Origin of the sequence: Blastopirellula sp. J2-11, assembly GCF_024584705.1 — a bacterium.
Lineage (GTDB): Bacteria > Planctomycetota > Planctomycetia > Pirellulales > Pirellulaceae > Blastopirellula.
Genome location: NZ_CP097384.1, coordinates 5,178,730 through 5,198,752, shown reverse-complemented (window position 1 = coordinate 5,198,752; position 20,023 = coordinate 5,178,730). Strand labels below are relative to the sequence as shown.

The 20,023-nt window shown below is 56.2% G+C and carries 11 protein-coding genes and 2 rRNA genes; 9 read left to right on the top strand and 4 right to left on the bottom strand.

Features of this window, described 5'->3' with window-relative positions:
• The first annotated feature begins 55 nt into the window (after positions 1-55).
• From M4951_RS20560 to M4951_RS20545, 4 genes are all read left to right on the top strand, one after another.
• Entirely contained in the window at positions 56-577 is a 522-nt protein-coding gene (locus M4951_RS20560) for a cation transporter (protein ID WP_262023504.1), read from the top strand.
• Positions 578-582: 5 nt separating this feature from the next.
• Positions 583-1,683 (top strand): M14 family metallopeptidase, encoded by a 1,101-nt coding sequence (locus M4951_RS20555; protein ID WP_262023503.1) that lies wholly within the window; start codon positions 583-585, stop codon positions 1,681-1,683.
• A gap of 107 nt (positions 1,684-1,790) precedes the next feature.
• A complete protein-coding gene (locus tag M4951_RS20550; protein WP_262023502.1) occupies positions 1,791-3,098 on the top strand; it encodes a Gfo/Idh/MocA family protein in 1,308 nt (435 codons plus the stop codon).
• Positions 3,099-3,290: 192 nt separating this feature from the next.
• Entirely contained in the window at positions 3,291-3,485 is a 195-nt protein-coding gene (locus tag M4951_RS20545; protein WP_262023501.1) for a hypothetical protein, read from the top strand.
• Positions 3,486-3,581: 96 nt separating this feature from the next.
• Here M4951_RS20545 and M4951_RS20540 read toward each other — a convergent pair whose 3' ends face one another.
• The 3 genes from M4951_RS20540 to mfd form a co-directional block, all read right to left on the bottom strand.
• Positions 3,582-4,871 carry a citrate synthase gene (locus M4951_RS20540; RefSeq protein ID WP_262026947.1) on the bottom strand — a complete coding sequence of 430 codons (1,290 nt, stop codon included), beginning with the start codon at positions 4,869-4,871 and terminating at the stop codon, positions 3,582-3,584.
• A 232-nt stretch (positions 4,872-5,103) separates the two neighbouring features.
• The gene (locus tag M4951_RS20535; protein ID WP_262023500.1) at positions 5,104-6,777 is read right to left on the bottom strand and encodes a peptidylprolyl isomerase; all 1,674 of its coding nucleotides are present in this window, start codon (positions 6,775-6,777) and stop codon (positions 5,104-5,106) included.
• Between the two features lie 95 nt (positions 6,778-6,872).
• The gene (mfd, locus tag M4951_RS20530; RefSeq protein WP_262023499.1) at positions 6,873-10,106 is read right to left on the bottom strand and encodes a transcription-repair coupling factor; all 3,234 of its coding nucleotides are present in this window, start codon (positions 10,104-10,106) and stop codon (positions 6,873-6,875) included.
• A 180-nt stretch (positions 10,107-10,286) separates the two neighbouring features.
• On the opposite strand from mfd, the gene M4951_RS20525 reads away from it, so the two are divergent.
• From M4951_RS20525 to M4951_RS20505, 5 genes are all read left to right on the top strand, one after another.
• On the top strand, positions 10,287-10,916 hold the full coding sequence (locus tag M4951_RS20525) for a DUF1349 domain-containing protein (RefSeq protein WP_262023498.1): 630 nt from the start codon (positions 10,287-10,289) through the stop codon (positions 10,914-10,916).
• A gap of 715 nt (positions 10,917-11,631) precedes the next feature.
• Positions 11,632-14,508: ribosomal RNA gene (locus M4951_RS20520) — 23S ribosomal RNA — on the top strand.
• Positions 14,509-14,718: 210 nt separating this feature from the next.
• Positions 14,719-14,826, top strand: a 5S ribosomal RNA gene (rrf, locus tag M4951_RS20515).
• 242 nt (positions 14,827-15,068) lie between these two features.
• Complete coding sequence (locus M4951_RS20510; protein WP_262023497.1) at positions 15,069-15,806, top strand: hypothetical protein; 738 nt, start codon at positions 15,069-15,071, stop codon at positions 15,804-15,806.
• Entirely contained in the window at positions 15,803-18,037 is a 2,235-nt protein-coding gene (locus M4951_RS20505; protein WP_262023496.1) for a type ISP restriction/modification enzyme, read from the top strand. Before M4951_RS20510 ends, M4951_RS20505 begins: the two co-directional genes overlap by 4 nt.
• Here M4951_RS20505 and acs read toward each other — a convergent pair.
• Positions 18,034-19,989, bottom strand: a complete 1,956-nt coding sequence (gene acs / locus M4951_RS20500) for an acetate--CoA ligase (RefSeq protein WP_262023495.1) — start codon at positions 19,987-19,989, stop codon at positions 18,034-18,036. The two genes, M4951_RS20505 and acs, sit on opposite strands and share 4 nt — an antisense overlap.
• Positions 19,990-20,023 lie beyond the last annotated feature (34 nt).

The window sequence follows — 20,023 nt, the reverse complement described above, 5'->3', positions numbered from 1 at the left end:
AATTGGGGGATCGCACAAAATGTGCTGACTTGCCCCCTTCGATCGGAGACTCGCTATGTTTCGAATTCCCCTCGCGCTGATTTTTTCGGTCGCCATCTTCGCCCCAGCGGCTCAGGCCGAAACGACCGTTACGCTGACCAAAATGCATCTCTGCTGCGGCGCGTGCGTCAAAGCGGTCCAGGCCGCGGTCAAAGACTTGTCCGGCGTAAAAGTGGATGTGACTGCTAAAGAAGGAAAAACAGTGGTGACCGCCGACGATGACAAAGCGGCCCAATCCGCACTCGATGCAATCTCCAAGGCCGGCTTCCACGCAAAAACCGATAGCGAAAAATTAACGATGAAGGACGACTCCGGCGTCAAAGCAGGCGCCGTGAAACGTCTGGAACTGACCGGTCTGCACAATTGCTGCGGCGCCTGCACCAAGTCGATCAAAGAAGCGGTCGCCACCGTGGATGGGGTCAAAGCAGATACGGCCAAGCCGAAACAAGAGACGATGGTCGTCGAAGGTGATTTCGACGCTGCGGATGTCGTCGCCGCATTGATGGCTGCCGGTTTTCACGTCAAAGTGAAGCCGTAAGTCGCTTGAGCGTTCAGGAAGGGATCTGGTTTCCGCGCGATTATGACCAATCGCGCTCGGAATTTCTCGCCGTCGGCAAGGAACTCGGCGGCGAGTGGGAGTCTCACGCGATCGAGTCGCTTGGCCCCCAAAGAGAGCCGTTGACGATCGACCTACTCACGCTGGGCGATCTCCAATCGCCGCACTGTCTGGTTCTATCCAGCGGGCTCCATGGGCTCGAAGCTCCTCTTGGCGCTGCGATTCAACAACGCTGGATGCGCCTTTGTCTGCGCGAGGGGGGCCCGCCCAACTTGCGGATTGTGTTGGCGCACGCGCTCAATCCTTTTGGATTTGCCTGTCAGCGGCGCAGCGACGCCGAGAACTTGGATCTGAACCGCGCGTTCCTACGGCGCGGAGAAGAGCATCGCGGAGCGCCGCCGCTCTACAAGACCCTTGATCCGCTTTTAAACCCCGAGGCGCCTCCAAGCGGCTGTGACTTCTTTCGCTTGCGCGCCGCGGCGACGCTCGCGCGTTATGGGATGAAACGGGTAAAACAGGCGATCGCCGGCGGACAGTACGAATATCCCCGCGGCCTGTTTTACGGCGGCAAAGGGCCGAGCGAAGCGCAACAGATATTGACGCCGCATTGGAAAGCCTGGCTGGGAGCAAGTCGCCGTGTGATTCACTTAGATTTTCACACCGGGCTGGGACGTTGGGGAGAGATGACGCTGTTGGCCCATCCGCAACTCAATTCGCCCTGGCAGCAGCAAGCGGCGCAAGCGCTAGGCGGACCCGGTGTAGATCGACATCGCGAAGATGCCGGCGCCTACGAGGCGCGAGGAGACTTCGGCTTGTGGTGCGCTGAGCAAGCTGGCGAAATCGACTACGCCTACTTCTGCACTGAGTTTGGGACCTATTCGGCCGTGAGCGTCTTACATGCGCTGCGCCGTGAGAACCAGGCCCATTTTTGGGGAGACCGCGCCAGTCCGGCGTACCGTCATGCGAAGCAATCGGCTGCCGATGCATTCTGCCCTAAGAGTGCGGCCTGGCGAGAACGGACCGTCCTACGTGGTGAAGCTGCCTGCCTCGCCGCCGTCGCGAAACTCCAAGAAAATCGCCTAGACTAATACGGTCGTTGCGGAATTGCGGGAATCATGTGCGCAATTTTGCATCGTGAATCGAAGTCTGCTTCAATACGACTATTCCCCCCTTTCCCACCTCGGAGATCCACGTCATGTCGCTGCGAACTTCTCGCCGTCGGTTCCTGGTCGCCACCTCGGCCGCTGTGTCCGGCATTGGATTCTATTCACAACTTGCCGCCGCCGAATCGAAGTCGCCCAATGAAAAGCTGAATCTGGCCGGCATCGGCGTCGCTAACCGCGCCAGCGCCAACTTGTCAGGATGTGCGAGCGAAAACTTCGTCGCATTGGCCGACGTCGATTCCAATTACTTAGAAAAGGCGACCAAGAAGTTGGGCTCCAATGGGTACGCCGACTACCGCGTCATGCTAGAAAAAGAAGCGGACAAAATTGACGCGGTTGTTGTTAGCACCGCCGACCATAGTCATGCGCCGGCCTCTGCAATGGCGCTGCGGTTGAATAAGCATGTCTACTGCGAAAAGCCGCTGACGCACACGGTTTATGAGGCCCGCACCGTCTCGAACTTGGCGAAAGAAAACAAGCTTGTGACCCAGATGGGGACGCAGATTCACGCGACCAACAACTATCGTCGAGTCGTCGAACTGCTCAACTCCGGCATCATCGGCAATATCGGCCGCGCTCATGTCTGGGTCGGCAAAGGTTGGGGAGACGGCCAATACGCGTTTGGCAAAGCGGCCCCCAAGAACTTGAACTGGGATTTGTTTCTCGGTTGTGCGCCAGAGCGTCCCTACAGCGAAAAAGTGCATCCGGCCAACTGGCGCCGGTTCTGGGACTACGGAACCGGAACGTTTGGCGACATGGCTTGCCATTACGTCGATTTGGTTCACTGGGCGCTTGATCTGAAACATCCAGAAAGCGTTTCGGCCACGGGGCCCGAAGTGGATCCGGTCGGCTGTCCCAGCTGGTGCGTCGCCGACTATCAATATCCGGCCCGCGGTGACAAGGCGCCGGTCCATTTGACCTGGTACGACGGGGGAAAACGTCCTGAAGAGCTCGGTAAGCTCAAAGACAAAGAGGGGAAACCGATGAACTGGGGCAGTGGCCAGTTGTTTATCGGCGACAAGGGGATGGTGTTGTCAAACTACGGCCAACACTACGTTTTCAAGGAGGGCGAGATGGTCGACTTTACGCCGCCCGAGCAAACGATCCCCGACTCGATCGGTCACCACCAGGAATGGCTGCAGGCGATTCGCACCGGCGGGCCGACCACTTGCAACTTCGATTATTCAGGAGCTTTGAGCGAAGCGGTGTTGCTGGGAACGGTCGCCTACCGCAGCGGTGAAAAGATCGAATGGGACGCCGAAAACCTGAAGGTCACCAACAACAACCCGCAGGCCCAGGACCTGATCCACAAGGAATATCGCAAAGGCTGGACGCTGTAACCGATCAACAGCCTCTGATGATTTTCATGGCCGCCGCGGAGTGATCCGCAGCGGCCATTTTTTTTGTTTGCCTGAGAGTTGCCGAAAGGGTAACTTAGCGTTGCGACGCACCCCTCTGGGGTGTGTCGGCAATCTGTTGCTAGTCACAGCTTTTTCGACTCTTTTGTATTCTCTTATTCGGGGGACAAAACGATGGGTGGATTGGGAGGAACGTTGGTGATGTTGGGCGCCGGTTCATTCCTGTTGAACATGGTCGGCATGGAGTTCATCTTGCTGAGCTGGGTCGACATGTGGGGCCCCTTGCCGGGCATCGGCATTCGTTTGGGCGCGATCGCATTAGGCGTCGTGATGATGATTGGCGGCGCCGTTGTCGGCGGCGAAGAGTAACGGCGAACCTATTTCTAACCGGCGCTCGCCAAACAAAAAACGCCAAGCGATAAAACGCTTGGCGTGGGAATTGAGGATAGAAACGAGAGCTCGGGCTTAGCCTCGTTTTTCGAGCGGAACGAATTCTCGTTCGGTCGGCCCGGTATAAATCTGACGCGGCCGGCAAATTCGTTTCGAAGGCGAGCCTTGCATTTCTTTCCAGTGGGCGATCCAGCCCGGCAAACGTCCGATCGCAAACAGCACGGTAAACATCTGCACCGGAATGCCGATCGCACGATAAATAACGCCTGAGTAGAAGTCGACGTTGGGGTACAACTTCCGCTCGATAAAGTACTCGTCGTTGAGCGCGGCGGTCTCGAGCCGCTGGGCGACTTCAAAGATCGGATCTTTGATCGCCAGCTTGGCCAACAGCGTGTCGCACGCCTTTTTGATGATCGTGGCCCGCGGGTCAAAGTTCTTATAGACGCGGTGGCCGAAGCCCATCAGGCGGAACTTGCTGGTTTTATCCTTCGCCAGCTTGACATATTTTTCGACGTTCATGTCGTCCGCGATGATCTTTTCAAGCATCGAAACGACCGCCTCATTGGCGCCGCCATGCAGCGGACCCCACAAGGCGCTGATGCCTGCCGAAATCGACGCAAACAGATTCGCGTCTGCCGAACCGACCATGCGGACCGTCGACGTGCTGCAGTTCTGTTCGTGATCGGCATGGACGATCAGCAGCAGATTGAGTGCGCTGACGAAGTCCGGATCAACGTGGAACGGTTCGCTGGGAACAGCAAACATCATCTGCAGGAAGTTTTCGCAGTACGACAGGTCGTTTTGCGGATAGATGAACGGCTGACCGACCGATTTCTTGAAGCTGTAGGCGGCGATCGTAGGCAGTTTCGCCAACAAGCGATGGATCGACACTTCGACCTGCCGCGGATCGTGCGGGTCGAGCGAATCTTGGTAGAACGTCGACAGACCGCTGACCACCGAACTGAGAATCGCCATCGGATGAGCGTCGCGCGGAAAGCCATCGTAGAACGACCGCATATCCTCGTGCAGCATCGTGTGTCGGCGAATCGACTTGCGGAAGTCCATGATCTGCGCTTCCGTCGGCAGTTCGCCGTAGATCAGCAGATACATGACTTCGACAAAGTCGCAGTTTCCGGCAAGTTGCTCGATCGGGTAACCACGATATCGCAGAATGCCGGCCTCACCGTCGAGATACGTAATCTTGCTCGTGGTCGAACCGGTATTTACGTAGCCGTCGTCCAGCGTAATAAAGCCAGTTTCAGCTCGTAACTTGCTGATGTCGACGGCAGTCTCTTGCTCCGTTCCCTCGACGATCGGTAATTCGATCTCGGTATCGCGAACACGTAGATGGGCGACCTCAGTCATCGACGGCTCCTCTTCGTCATCAAAAGCGACGTGCGGCGCCCAATTGGCGTCGCATGGATGTGAAAGCATAGGTGAGAGATACTCTACCCGATGCATGCGGTCGGCAAAATAGCTGAAGGCGGAATTCGCCGCCGCAGATAACCGCACTACCGCTAATTCTACAGCCCTGCCTGGATCGAGACGAGGAGGGCTGCCAGCGGCTGGCGATATTAGCCGTGCTTATGCTGTCAGATTAACGCCGTTGTTCCGAAGAATCGGATGACGCAGTTTGGGCCCCCTTCTCTTCGTCAAAGATCGTCCAGATTTGGGTCCGTTTGCGGACGTCGGCGAAATAGTCCTGCTGCGCCTGGTTGGCGCGTTGACGCCGAATCTTTTCTTTAATTTCTTGTTGCGTATCACGAAACGGCTTAATCGACGCCTCCTCGCGCTCAAGAACACGCACAATATGGTAGCCTTCCGGCGATTCGATAATCTGGCTCAGCCGGTTGGTCGGTAGCGAAAAGATGGCCGCGTTGATGGTCTCGTTTTTCAGACTGTTGCGGGTGGTCCAGTCATAGAGCCCCCCTTCCGAAGCGCGGAAGCATTGCGATTCCTTCTTGGCGACAGCGTCCAACGGCGCCCCGCGCAGGACCTGATTCCCCATTTCGGCGATCGCTTGCTCGGCTTCCGCTTTGCTCGAAAACTTATCAAACCGGACCATCAATTGTTCCCATTTAGCGCGAGCCGGACTTTCGTAGTCGGCCGTGTGCTCGTGGTAGTAGTCCAGCATTTGCTGATGGCTGACTTCGGTGTTCGGTTTGACGTGCGTCTTCAATTGTTGGCTCGCAATGATCTGCTCCAGAAACAGACGCTTCTGCTTTTCCAAGGAAGAGCCTTCTTTCCGTAACACGATATCAAGCTCGGCCGGCGTGTGGACTTCATACTTATCCAAATCGTTTTGCATCTGGAACTCGGCGTATTGACTGTCTAGGTGTCCTTGCATCTCGGACAGCTTGTCAGGCGGAATCGTCCGAATGAAATCGAGATAGACCATTTTGGTGTCGATCAGTCCCGGCAGCATCTCACGCAGCGCCATTTGACGCTGTTGCTCCAGGATCTCCTCGGTAACCTGCTCGCGCTGTTCCGGCGGCAGCTCGGCGATTCTTTTCTCCAACGCTTGATTGACCGGTCCGAGAATATCCCCCGCCAAAATCGGCTGACCGCCGACTAACGCGATGATGCGCGCCGGGACGAACAGCTTGTCATCGTTGACCCTTTGGGGAGCCGGCTCGGTCGCCGGCGGCGTGTTGTTCGCAGCTTGCGCCGGCGGATATTGATTCGCGACAGGCGGCGCGTATTGGCTTTGCCCATACTGGCTCTGGCGATAGGGACTCGGTTGCGCCGCAGGCTGCGGCGCGACTTGTCGGGGCGGATAGCCGTTTTGCGGCGGTGGATTCGTTGCGACAGGTTGCGATTGATTGGACCATGCCGCCGCTCCTTGTTGATATTCTCGCCAAGGCTGCGTTGTGGCGTTGGTGTAGTTGGCGGAATGCGCCTCGGCGCCGGTCGGCGTGCTGGGCTGGTCTCCGATTTGCGTCGTCACCGCGCGGCGGCTTGGCTGCGTGTAGCCGGGGGCGCCATAGGGATTGCTCGGATAGGGGAGCGGCGCCGTTGTCGGCGTCGACGTAGGCGCATTCGCGCCGGGCGCAGCAGCGACGCGATAGTCGGGCGTTGCAGATCCTCCGCGGTTTTTAAACGGATCGACCGGCGCATCATCGCTTGTGCTTTTGCCGCCCCACGGCAACCAAGAACGAAAGGTGCTTCCCTGCGCATGCAGTTGCGCAGTCTTGGCGCACCAAGGGAAGGAGCCGAACGTCGACAATGCGAACGCCGTGAGGAAAATGTAGATCGAACTGCGGCGGATCAAGGAACCCTCCGTGCAGGCGGCTATCTGGCCCGAGCGAGTTTGGCTGGCGAATCTCAATAGCGAATCTATTGAGGGGGCGCGATAATAGAAAGAGATCAACTCGGCCGCAATATAGATTTCGTTTTGTGGATGATAGCGTCGGCGTCCTGTTCACTCGACTTCAGGGGGACATAGACGCTTTTGTCATCAACAATCCGAAAGTTACGCCCGCGCAGGCGAGCTAGCTGCTCGACTCGCCCGCGGTCAGAATATTGCAGAACTAGATACTCTTCTTCGAGAAAGATCGCGTTGATCTGCCAGAACGCGGCGTCGAGCTTGATCTCGGTCATCCGCAGCATGCGTTCGACGGGATCGGGGAACGGTCCAAATCGATCCTGCATCTCTTCCTTCAGATTGGTCAGGTCCTCGTCGCTAGCAACGCGCGTCATGCGGCGATAGAGATCAATCTTTTGTCGCATATCGTTGACATAGTCATCCGGCAAATAGGCTGCGCCCGGCAGGTCGACATCGACATCGATCGTCATTTTCGGCGGCATTCGCTTCATGCGGCGAACGGCCGTTTCCAGCAGTTGACAATAGAGCTCGTAGCCGACCGTCGCGATGTGGCCGCTTTGTTGCGTGCCGAGAATGTTGCCGGCGCCCCGGATTTCCAAGTCGCGCATCGAGATGGCGAACCCCGCGCCCATGTGGCTGAACTCCTCGATCGCATGCAATCGCTTGGCCGCCACCGGGCTAAGATGCCGACCTGGTTGCAGCAGCATGTAGCAATAGGCGCGATGCTTGTAACGGCCGACGCGACCGCGCAGTTGATGCAATTCCGACAGACCGTAGCGATTTGCTTCGTCGATGAAGATGGTGTTCGCGTTCGGAATATCAAGTCCACTTTCGACGATGGTCGTCGCCAGCAGCAGGTCAAATTTTCCGGCGATGAAATCGGTCATCACTTTTTCGAGCGCGCCTTCTCCCATTTGGCCGTGCCCGATGCCGATTTTCGCTTCCGGTACAATTCGCTGCAATTTAGCGGCGATCAACTCGATGTCTTGCACGCGATTATGGACGAAAAAGATCTGTCCGCCGCGCGATAGTTCTCGCAGCACCGCGTGGCGTATCAGCTCGTCCCCCCAGCGAGAAACCTTCGTTTCGACAGCGACGCGGTCCAACGGCGGCGTTTCCAAATTCGAGATATCGCGAACGCCCACCAGCGACATATGCAGCGTGCGCGGAATCGGCGTCGCCGTCATCGTCAGCACGTCGACCGTGGTTCGCAGTTGTTTCAGACGCTCTTTGATCTCGACGCCAAAGCGTTGTTCTTCGTCGATGACCACCAACCCCAGGTTTTGAAAGCTGACATCTTTCGACGCCAGCCGATGCGTACCGACGACGATATCGATCGTGCCGGCTTTCAACCCTTTCACCACGTCACGCTGTTCTTTCGCTGATGCAAAGCGACTGAGCCTGGCGATGGTGAAGGGAAATTCGGCCATCCGTTCGCGGAGACTTTTGTAGTGTTGCTCGGCCAGGATCGTCGTCGGCACCAGGATCGCCACTTGATAACCGTTGTCGACCGCTTTGAACGCGCCCCGCATGGCGACTTCCGTTTTGCCAAAGCCGACGTCGCCGCACAGCAGACGATCCATCGGCCGCGGCTGTTCCATGTCGAACTTGATATTGCCGATCGCCGTCAGCTGATCGGTCGTCTCTTCATACGGAAACGAGAGATCAAATTCGCGCTGCCACAAAGTGTCGGCCGAGAATGCGATGCCGGGGCGACTGCGACGCATCGCTTGAACTTCCAGCAGTTCGCCCGCCAGATCGTGGACCGCCTGTTCGACCGCCTTTTTCTGCTTCTGCCAGGTAACGCCGCCGATTTTGGCCAGCGGAGGTCGCGATTTTGACCCGCCGACATACTTTTGCACCAGTTCGACTTTCGACGCCGGGACATAAACCTTCGTCCCGCCGTGAAACTCGATTTCGAGATGCTCTTCTACCTGACGCTGCTTCTCGATCTTTTTCAGCCCGCGATACCGACCAATGCCGTGCGCCAAATGCACGACCAGGTCTCCCTTGCGGAGATCCAGGAAGCTGTCGATGACTTTGCCCAGCTTGCGGGCAGCCGGCCGTTGGCGACGGACGCGATGGAACAACTGATCGCCGCTGACCAAAACGACGCTCTCTTCGCGGTAACGAAAGCCTTGCGGCAAACGTCCCAGCGCAAAATAGAGTCGGCCGTTTCTCTGGAGTTCGCCTCCCTCGAAAACCTCGCTCAGCCGATCAATTTCGGCCTCGGTCTGGCAGATGATGTAGACGTCCTGCCCATTGCTGAGCGCCTCCAGTTCGCCGCGAACGCGTTCGATGTCGCCGCTGAATTGTTCGACCGACTCAAAGTGAAGCGTCAAACTCGCGTCGAGATGGCCGCTGGCGACGCCTGAGAGACTGAGCGAACCGAGCGGCTGCAGTTTCTGTAACGTTTCGTGCAGGCCAAATTTATCTTCGATCTTCTCCAGACGATCCAAGTACTGCTCGGCGGAGTCCTTCATCCGTTCCAACTCGATCAGTACGCAGACCGATGCGGTTGGTAGGTAGTCCGAAAAGTGCCCAGTCTGCCCTTTGCCGTATCGCAAAACCGTGATTTCGACCGTCTCCAGCGGGTGCAGACTTCGTTGCGTGCCGATCTCGAATTGGCGAATCGATTCGACTTCGTCCCCAAACAACTCAATCCGGGCCGGCTGCTCCCAATCGGGAGCGAATACGTCGAGGATGCCGCCGCGAAGCGAGAATTCGCCAGGCAGTTCGACGGCGCTGGTTGAGTGGAACTTGTGCCGAACGAGCCATTGGGCCAGTTCTTCGACGTCCAGTTGGTCGCCCACTCTGACTCGCCGGCTGTTGGCGGCGACATTCGCCGCGCTCGGAACCGGCTGCAACAGGCTTTCGATACTGGTGACAATGATCGCCGGCTGCGGCCCGTGCGTCAGTTGCTTTAAGACCCGCAATCGCCGACCGTAGATCTCGTCGTGCAAAAGGCGTTCGCTGCGGTCCGATTCCCAAGCGGGAAACTGCACGATATCGGCGTTGCTAAACGTCCGCAAAGCGTCGGATACGTCGTCAATGTCGGTCAAAGACGGGCAGACAACCAACAGAGGCCCGGCAATATCGGGCTCAATCGCGGCCGTGACCAGTGCGCAGGCCGATCCCCAGACTCCCTCGATCGTCCCCTTTCGCCCTGCGGCGATTTGAGCGACGAGTTCTCGGAACTCCGTGCGTTCGGCCAATCCTTGCGGCAAGCTGCGCAGTTGCGCGGCCGCCGACTCTAGCGAGGTCCCAGTTGCCATGCGATTCAGGGAAATTCTACGGCTAGAAGGCCGTCTTCGCCAAGTGCGAACCAACTTTCGCGTTGCTGAACTAGAAGGGATACAATTCCGTAGATGGATCGAGGAGTTGCGGATTGCGCAACCGTCGCCGAAGAAAGGGGCCTAGGGATGCGATTTGCGAAGCTGCTTGGAGGACTTTTGGTGTGGGCTGCATTGGCGCCCCTGCTGTTCGCCGAAATTACCGATTGGGGCCAGATTGAGGATCCGCGAGGAGATTGCCCGATTGAGGAAAACGACAGGCGGCTGGAGTTTCATGTTCCCGCAGGGATTCACAACCTTAATCCGGTCATCGGCGATACGTCGGCCCCGCGCGTTTGGCGCGGTGTCGAGGGCGATTTTGTGATCGAAGCCCGAGTACTCGACTTCCCTATTCCACTCGAAAATACGGGACTTATCCGCTCCAGTTACGTTGCGGCCGGTCTGATGGTCTGGCAAGACGACAAAAATTTTCTGCGATGGACGAGATCTGCGGTGGGCGAAACCAAAGCGACGTTCGCATCGGCGGAAATCTACGAACAGGGAAAATTGGCCGGCGGCCTAACTCTCCCCTGGAACGGAGAGCCGATGTGGCTGCGTTTGGAGCGGCGTGGAGATCGTATTTATCTTTGGCTCAGCAGCGATGGCCTGAAATGGCGACGCCATACATCGCTGCGAATGCCATTCTTGCCCCAGGTGAAGGTCGGAGTATTCGCGTTGAACTCGACGAAAAAGGAGTTCGCAGCCAGCTTTAGCGACTTCTACCTGCTGGAATCCGCCGCCGAAGTGAACTAGATGCCGCGAATCGCCGTAATCAAACGGCTGGGCACAGGGAAAATCAGGCACGCGGAAAGGTTCGATTTCGAAGCCCAAATTTGCTGGTCCGGTTCGTCATGACGAATCTGCATGCAGCCCAAGTCGATGTCGACATGGTCGTTTCTTCCAAAAATTTTCACATTCGGCAATCTGCCGTTATCATCGAGAAATCCAGGGTGGAACGCCGTTCTAGCATCCCTTGGCGGTGATTCTTTTTTGAACTCTTCACGAAAACGACACTGCCCCCGTTTGACACTGGGTCCGGTTTGTCATAAATTCCTTTCTTCCCGTTGAGGACAAGTCTTCAACAGGGAGACGCTGCTCCGAAAAGTTGCGGCGGAAAAGAGTTCTTTGACAATTTGGCAAATGAAGTAGATGGCATTCATCACGTCTTGCAGATGTGGTTTGCGATTGAAACGAGCTTTCTTTGGAAGCGACTCGTCACGCAAGTGAAGGGGAGTGGAAGGAGGGGGCGAGTTCAGTTTGCGGCCGCGGAAGTGAGCGTGAGAATATAGAGAATGCAAAAGTAACCGGACCCCCGGTTCTACAAGCTGGGGGTTAATTTTAAGGTGAAATTCTCGAGCGAATATCGTTAAATAGATCGGATATCTATGGCCGTCGCCGTGAGGCGTCGGCAGTAAGTAAGTCCGATAGCTTGAAAGATGTTCTTTGCTGAAGAGCTTTGAATATTTGTGGTCAAGCTATTAAGGGCGTATGGGGGATGTCTTGGTATCAGAAGGCGATGAAGGGCGTGGAAGACTGCGATAAGCCTGGGGGAGTTGTCAAACGAACGTTGATCCCGGGATTCCTGAATGACTTGCACTGAATACATAGGTGTAAGTGGCTAACCCAGAGAACTGAAACATCTCAGTACCTGGAGGAAGAGAAAGAAAACTCGATTTCGTCAGTAGCGGCGAGCGAAAGCGAAATAGCCCAAACCGTGAGGATTTTCCTCACGGGGTTGTAGGGTCTCTCACATGGGAGTTACAAAGCAATCTGCTAGTTGAACGACATGGAAAGGTCGGCCACAGACGGTGACAGCCCGGTAAACGAAAGCGGAATTGCCTCCCGAGAGATACCTGAGTAGGTTCAGGCACGTGAAACCTGGACTGAATCCACGGGGACCATCCCGTAAGGCTAAATACTCTCTGATAACCGATAGCGAACTCAGTATGGCGACTGAAAGATGAGAAGAACCCCTGTTAGGGGAGGTATGTGAACCTGAAACCATACGCTTACAAGCGGTCGGAGCCCGATTATTGGGTGACGGCGTGCCTTTTGCATAATGATCCGGCGAGTTACGATTTGCGGCAGGTTAAAGTCTTCCGGACTGAAGCCAGAGGGAAACCGAGTCTGAATAGGGCGTTAGTCGTAGGTTGTAGACGCGAAACCAAGTGATCTACCCATGAGCAGGTTGAAGCGCGGGTTATACCGCGTGGAGGACCGAACCCACTTGGGTTGAAAACCGAGGGGATGACTTGTGGGGAGGAGTGAAAGTCTAATCAAACTTGGAGATATCTCGTTCTCTCCGAAATAGCTTTAGGGCTAGCCTTGAGCCACTACGCACCGGGGGTAGAGAGACTGAATCGATTTGGGGCCCCTTCCCGGGGTACCCTGTCGGACCAAACTCCGAATACCGGGGCGACTATCTCAGGAGTCAGTCCACGAGGGATAAGCTTCGTGGTCGAGAGGGAAACAACCCAGACCGTCTGTTAAGGTCCCGAAGAGACGCTCAGTCACTAAGGAGGTTGAATTACTGTGACAACCAGGATGTTGGCTTAGAAGCAGCCACCATTTAAAAAGTGCGTAACAGCTTACTGGTCGAGTAATTCTGCGCCGATAATGATCGGGAGTAAGCGTCTCACCGAAGCAGCGGACGAAAGTGGTAGGAGAGCGCCGATAGTCAGATACGAGCCGTACCGAAAGGAGCGGTGTTGGGGCTATCGGGTGATTATGCCGGAATGAGTAACGATTAAACAGGTGAGAATCCTGTTCGCCGAATACCTAAGGTTTCCTGGGGAAGGCAATTCCGCCCAGGGTTAGCCGGTGCCTTAGTCGAGGCCGAAAGGCGTAGACGATGGATAGCAGGTTAATATTCCTGCGCTAGAACGTTGGACCGATGGAGGGACGGCGTCCGAAAGGTGATCGGGCTGGTGGAACAGCCCGTGATTTGCAGCAAGATGGGGAGATTGGAAAATCCGCTCCCGGAATTCAAGCTGTCGATCTGACTCTATTTGAGGTAATCATCGGTAGGACGTCCAAGAAAAGCTTCTAAGGGATGAAGGCGTTTTAACCGTACTAAAACTGACACAGGTAGGTAGGTCGAGTAGACCAAGGCGCTCGGGAGAACAGTGGTTAAGGAACTCTGCAAAATGACCCCGTAAGTTCGCGATAAGGGGTGCCCCTGACGGTGCAAGCTGTTGGGGGCCACAGAAAATCGGCTCTGGCGACTGTTTATCAAAAACACAGGACCCTGCTAACTCGCAAGAGGATGTATAGGGTCTGACGCCTGCCCGGTGCCGGTAGGTTAAGGAAGAGGGTGCAAGCTCGCGACCGAAGCCCCGGTAAACGGCGGCCGTAACTATGACGGTCCTAAGGTAGCGAAGTTCCTTGTCGGGTAAGTTCCGACCTGCATGAAAGGCGTAACGACTGGAGCACTGTCTCAACCACTGACCCGGTGAAATTGTAGTTGTGGTGAAGATGCCACATACCCGCAGTTAGACGGAAAGACCCCGTGAACCTTTACTGTAGGCTGATATTGGTCTGAGATATGTTCTGTGTAGGATAGGTGGGAGGCTTTGATCTCGGCGCGCCAGCGTCGGAGGAGCCGTCCTTGAAATACCACCCTGAATATGTTTTAGCTCTAACCCTGAATATCCGTGAATCCGGACAGGGAACAGTGTCAGTTGGGCAGTTTGACTGGGGCGGTCTCCTCCCAAAGAGTAACGGAGGAGTGCAATGGTACCCTCAGCCTGGTTGGCCATCAGGCAAAGAGCGCAATGGTAAAAGGGTGCTTGACTGCGAGACTTATCGGTCGAGCAGGTACGAAAGTAGGTCATAGTGATCCGGTAGTCCCGTATGGAAGGGCTATCGCTCATCAGATAAAAGGTACTCCGGGGATAACAGGCTTATCGCATCCGAGCGTCCATAGCGGCGATGCGGTTTGGCACCTCGATGTCGGCTCATCACATCCTGGGGGTGAAGAAGCTCCCAAGGGTTCGGCTGTTCGCCGATTAAAGTGGTACGTGAGCTGGGTTCAGACCGTCGTGAGACAGGTCGGTCCCTATCTGCTGTGGGCGTACGAATTTTGAGGAGGTTCTTCTTTAGTACGAGAGGATTTGGAAGGACGACCCTCTGGTGTCCCAGTTGTCATGCCAGTGGCACGGCTGGATAGCTATGGTCGGAAAGGATAAACGCTGAAAGCATCTAAGCGTGAAGCCCGCTCCAAGATGAGAATTCGTAAGCACTTTAGTGCGAGAGTCCCCTGGAAGACGACCAGGTTGATAGGCTGGATGTGTAAGCACAGTAATGTGTTCAGCTAACCAGTACTAACGGACGAAAGCTTGACCACATATATTCAACGCTTTTCACTCGAGAAAAGCATTCTCTAGACAAATACTTTGCCGCAGGTTCCAAGTTCAATCCGTTGAACGAGAACGAAGAAGCTTCAATGCTTCAGACCTGCGACAAATGGCCACTACGATGCGGACCGCTCAACACGGTCCGCCGTTTGCCATGAGTCATCAGGCTCGCGTCAGCCCTCACGTTGACGCAAGCCTTTTCCGGTGACCATATCGAAAAGGTCATACCTGTTCCCATTCCGAACACAGCCGTCAAGCTTTTCGAGCCGATGATAGTACCACAAGTGCGAAAGTAGGTATCGCCGGATTTATTTACTACTTCCAAAGCCCCAGCTATATCAGCTGGGGCTTTTTTTATGCGCGTAGCGTAGCGTAGGGCAGGCCGTGCCTGCCGCTCTTCTTTTCGCGCTTCCAACGGCGCGACAGTCAGCCCGATCAACTAGCAGACAAATTCGGCAGACACGGCCTGGCGCTACGTCGGTTTGTGACGCAAAGGCTGGCCCGCTATACTCTTCGCATTACTGAACTTCGCGCGAGCTGAGTATTTGTTATGAGCAACGACGATCGTTTTTCGGCCGATGATCACTATTCGGCGCGACCTGCCAAGAAGAGTTCGGGGGCTGGCTGGATCTTTGGCGTCTCCGGTTGCGTGCTTTTTGCAGTGATGGCGCCCTTTCTCTTGGTCTGCGGCTGCTGCGGGGGTCTCATGCAATGGGCCATGAATGAGGAGGCCAATCAGATTGCGGCCGCAGTTCAATCGGATGAAACCTTCCAGGCTGAGATCGGCGAAGTCTCCTCCTGTACCATCAATTGGTCCGAATCGATGGGGGCGGGAGATGATGTTTTTGTGTATGACGTTTCCGGCGACAAGGGAAGCGGTCAGCTCCATGTCTACGAAGAGGGGGATGTGCCTGAGAGAATTGTTCTGCACAAAGGGGACCAGCAGTGGGATCTTGATTTTGACCCCGATGATTTGCGGGATCTCTCACTCGATCCTGAACTAGTGAAAGCGATCGAAGGCGATCCCGCGATTCAGACCGAGATCGGCGGAATTATCCAGTGTGATATGAACTTGTCGGCGTCGATCCAAGAGGAAGAGGCCAACGTCTTCGTCTATGACATTGTCGGTGAAAAGGGAAGTGGGCAGATTACGGTCGAGTTTGATGACGACGACAAAATCATGTGGGCCATGCTTACCAAGGAGGGGCGAGTTATCGACTTGAAGATCTCGCCCTCCCAATCCTCGCCCCAAGCGAAAGAAATGGCCAGCGAGCCAGGCACGGAATGAGCGTTGGCGGCGGTTTGCCCGTACTGGGGGATAATTTTGAATCGCGACTAGCAAAGTCCGATGATTCGCTTCGTCGGCGACACGGCGTTTATTACACGCCGCCGGAAGTCGCTGCGGCGATGATTCAAGCAGTCGACCATGGTTTCAAGTCGCAATTTGGTTTGCCGCTGGGTTTGGCGGATGATTCGCGGCGACAGGAAACCAATGCGCCGCTCGTATCGATTCTGGATCCGGCCTGCGGCGACGGCGTTTTTCTGGAAGCGGCCGTTCGCCAGATTTACCAAAATTATCTCGCCGCTGGAAACGAACGAGACTGGCCCGCGGCGGTTCACCAAGCGGTGCTGCCCCGTTTGTTCGGGTGCGAGCTTTTTCCAGAAGCGGCGGAGGACGCCAAACGACGATTGCTCCAGTTTTTGGGGGAGACCGGTGTTACCGATGTTGCTGCAGAAGAAGTTCAGATTCGTATCGGCGATGCGTTAGCGGAAAGCACTTGGTCTGACGATGATCATTTTTCGGTGATCGTCGGTAATCCTCCTTATTCGGCGGCAGCGGTCAGCCATGGAGATTGGATCAAATCGCTGATGACCGGCTCCGGCGAACCTTCACGCAACTACTACCAAGTCGCCGGAGCGCCGCTACGAGAAAAGAAGTTATGGCTGCATGATGATTACGTCCAGTTTTTCCGGCTCGCTCAGCGGCATCTCGACCGCAGCGGCGTCGGCATCCTGGCGTTTCTCACCAATCATGGCTATCTCGACAATCCTACGTTTCGCGGCATGCGATGGGAGCTGCTCCGCGGTTTTGATCGCATCCATCTGGTCGATCTGCATGGCAACGTCAAGAAACGGGAAAAAAGCGAGGCCGATCCAGATGACGAAAATGTCTTTGCCATCGAACAAGGAGTCGCCATCGGACTGTTCGCCAAGACCGGCGTCCAATCCGAATTCGCGACCGTACAGCGGGGCGATCTGTGGGGAACGCGGGCGGCGAAGCTCGAGCGACTCGCGGGCCAGCCGTTCGAAGAAATCGCGACTGACGAGATCACCCTGTCGGCGCCCTACTACTTTTTCATGAAGCGAGACGAAGCGCGAACCAGCGAATATGAGCGCGGATTGCCGATTCTCGAACTCTTCGCCAAGTATGCTTCGGCGGTGGTGACTGCTCGCGACAAGATTGTGATCGACACCGATCGAGAAAGACTGCTCGAAAGAATTAGACAGTTTCGTGACGTTCACCTGACGGATGACGAAATCCGGGCTTACTATTTTTCCCGCAGTCGCGGCGCCAAGTATCCGGCGGGGGATACGCGTTCTTGGAAACTGGCCGACGCCAGAGAGTCGCTGCGGGCCGACGAACAATGGCGCGAACGTCCGCTCCGCGCGCTCTATCGTCCGTTCGATTATCGCTGGATCTATTGGACGCCGGAGATGATTGACTGGCCGCGTCGCGAGATCATGGGCTCCCTCCACCATACAGATGCGATCGCGTTGATCGTGCGGCGGCAGATGCCGACCGGACAAGAGTGCAACTATTTCGGCGTGACCGATGCGATCACGCTCGACGGCGTCTTGCGTAGCGACAATCGCGGGAACGAATCGATCTTACCACTCGCGATTTCAGGGCAAATTAATCTGTGTCTCCAGCGGCTCGAAGTCCATCTGCAGCGCTGGAACGCGACCTGGTCCGACGTCTCCTGTGACCAGGATTGCACGATCACGCCGCCGTCCGTTGCGGCGCTGTTGTACGCATTGTTTCATGCGACCAGCTATCGAGAGCGTTACGCCGACCAATTGCGAATCGAATATCCGCGACTCTTTTTTCCGCAGACATGGTCGTTGGCCAAGCAGCTAACGCAGCTTGGTCAGCGCTTGATCGACGCCCATTTGTTGCGAATCAAGCCGTCGCACGAACAAGAGGCGACGCACTATGAGATTGGTCGCGGTTATCCCAAATATATCGATGGACAGATCTTCGTTTCTCCGCACCAGGCGATTGCCGAGGTCAGTCTCGACGTTTGGAAAACCCGCTTCGGCGTGCATCAAGTTTTGGAGAAGTGGCTAAAAGATCGTCGCGGCCAGAGATTGGCGCCTGCGAATGCGGCGACCTATCGGCAGATCATCGCCGCGGTGCAATGGACGATCCAGACGCGCCGCGAAATTGACGCGGCGCTAGAAGACTCCGGCGGCTGGGCCGCCGCGATGGTCGATCGCGACGGCCGCACGCTCGGTTAATCTTCTTCTTGCAGCTTCGAGAGGGACGCGACGTCTTCCAACGTCGACATGTCTCCCAGCGACTCTTTGCCCGACGCGATATCACGCAACAAGCGTCGCATGATCTTGCCGCTGCGCGTCTTGGGAAGCACCGCCGTAAAGCGAATGTCATCGGGTACGGCCAACGCACCGATTTCTTTCCGCACGTGCAGCTTGAGCGCCGCTTTCAATTCGTCCGAAGGCTCGGCGTCGCGTAGCGTCACGAAGGCGGCGATCGCCTGCCCTTTGATATCGTGAGGGCGGCCGACGACCGCCGATTCGGCGACATTCGGATGCGTGATGAGGGCGCTTTCGACTTCGATCGTCGAGAGCCGATGCCCTGACACGTTGATCACGTCGTCGATGCGTCCCATGATCCAATAGTAGCCGTCGTCATCGAGCCGAGCGTTGTCGCCTGCTAAGTAACAGTTGGGGACGGTGCTCCAATACTGTTGTTTGTAGCGCGCTTCATCGCCCCAGATGCCGCGGAGCATGCCGGGCCAGGGATGGGTGATGGTGAGCTTGCCCCCTTGGTTCTTCTCGCAAGGCTCGTTGTTTTCGTCGAAGATCTCAGGGATGATGCCGGGGAGCGGCTTGGTGCAACTGCCGGGTTTGGTGGGAATCGCGCCAGGCAGGGGAGACATCATGATCCCGCCGGTTTCGGTTTGCCACCAGGTATCGACGATCGGGCAGCGACTAGCGCCGATCTTTTCGTGATACCACATCCAAGCTTCCGGATTGATCCCTTCTCCGACGGTGCCCAGCAGACGCAAGCTGGAAATGTCATGCTTGTCGACCCACTCGTCGCCCCATTTGATGAAGGCGCGAATCGCGGTCGGTGCGGTGTAAAGGATGGTTACCTTGTACTTCTCGATGAGATTCCAGAAACGGCCTTCATCAGGGAAATTCGGCGCGCCTTCGTACATCAAGCAAGTAGCGCCTGCCGACAACGGGCCATAGACGACATAGCTGTGACCGGTAATCCAGCCGCAGTCGGCGGTGCACCAATAGATGTCATCGTCGCGATGATCGAAGACCCATTCAAACGTCTGCTTGGCGAATAAGTTGTAGCCAGCCGTCGTATGTTTGATCCCTTTCGGTTTGCCGGTCGAGCCGCTGGTGTACAGGATGAACAGCGCCGTCTCGCTGTCAAACGGCTCGGCCGGACAATCGTCGTTGACCGATTCGATCAGGTCGTGCCACCAAATGTCGCGATCCGGCTGCATTTCGACATCATTGCCAACTCGCTTCAGTACGACGCACTTCTCGACGGTCGGCGACTTCTTGAGCGCCTCATCCACCGTCGCTTTCAGCGAAAGTTCTTTGCCGCGACGCCAGGCGCCGTCTGAAGTAAGAACCACGCGAGCGCTGGCGTCTTGATTACGATCGGCGATCGCTTCAGCCGAGAATCCGGCGAAGATCACCGAGTGAATCGCGCCGATCCGAGCGCACGCCAACATTGCGATCGCCAGTTCCGGCGTCATCGGCATGTAGATCGAGACGACGTCTCCTTGTTGGATCCCCAGCTTTTTCAGCCCATTGGCGAAGCGGCAGACTTCGCTATGGAGCTCGGCGTAGGTCAGCGTGCGCGTATCTCCAGGTTCCCCTTCCCAGATGATCGCAGGCTTATCTCGTCGCGACGTCGACAAATGGCGGTCTAGGCAGTTGTAAGAAGCGTTCGTTTTTCCGTCGACAAACCACTTGGCGAATGGTTCGTTCCATTCCAATGTTTTGCGGTACGGCTCAAACCAATGAAGCTCGGTCTTGGCGATCTTGTCCCAGAATGCAGGGGGATTCGCTTTCGCTTCTTCCCACATTTCCTGGTATTGCTCCAGCGAGCTAATGGAAGCTTTGGCCTGGAATTCCGGGGTAGGGGGGAATACACGGGCTTCATGCATCACATTGTCAATGCGACCGGTCGATTCATTTGCCATGGGCAGTCTTTCCGCGAGATTGCAGCATCTATGA

Bases quoted from the DNA above. Each gene is read 5' to 3' on its own strand.
- M4951_RS20560 (WP_262023504.1), top strand. From the start codon at position 56: ATGTTTCGAATTCCCCTCGCGCTGATTTTTTCGGTCGCCATCTTCGCC.
- M4951_RS20550 (WP_262023502.1), top strand. From the start codon at position 1,791: ATGTCGCTGCGAACTTCTCGCCGTCGGTTCCTGGTCGCCACCTCGGCC.
- M4951_RS20545 (WP_262023501.1), top strand. From the start codon at position 3,291: ATGGGTGGATTGGGAGGAACGTTGGTGATGTTGGGCGCCGGTTCATTC.
- M4951_RS20540 (WP_262026947.1), bottom strand. From the start codon at position 4,871: ATGACTGAGGTCGCCCATCTACGTGTTCGCGATACCGAGATCGAATTA.
- mfd (WP_262023499.1), bottom strand. From the start codon at position 10,106: ATGGCAACTGGGACCTCGCTAGAGTCGGCGGCCGCGCAACTGCGCAGC.
- M4951_RS20510 (WP_262023497.1), top strand. From the start codon at position 15,069: ATGAGCAACGACGATCGTTTTTCGGCCGATGATCACTATTCGGCGCGA.
- M4951_RS20505 (WP_262023496.1), top strand. From the start codon at position 15,803: ATGAGCGTTGGCGGCGGTTTGCCCGTACTGGGGGATAATTTTGAATCG.
- acs (WP_262023495.1), bottom strand. From the start codon at position 19,989: ATGGCAAATGAATCGACCGGTCGCATTGACAATGTGATGCATGAAGCC.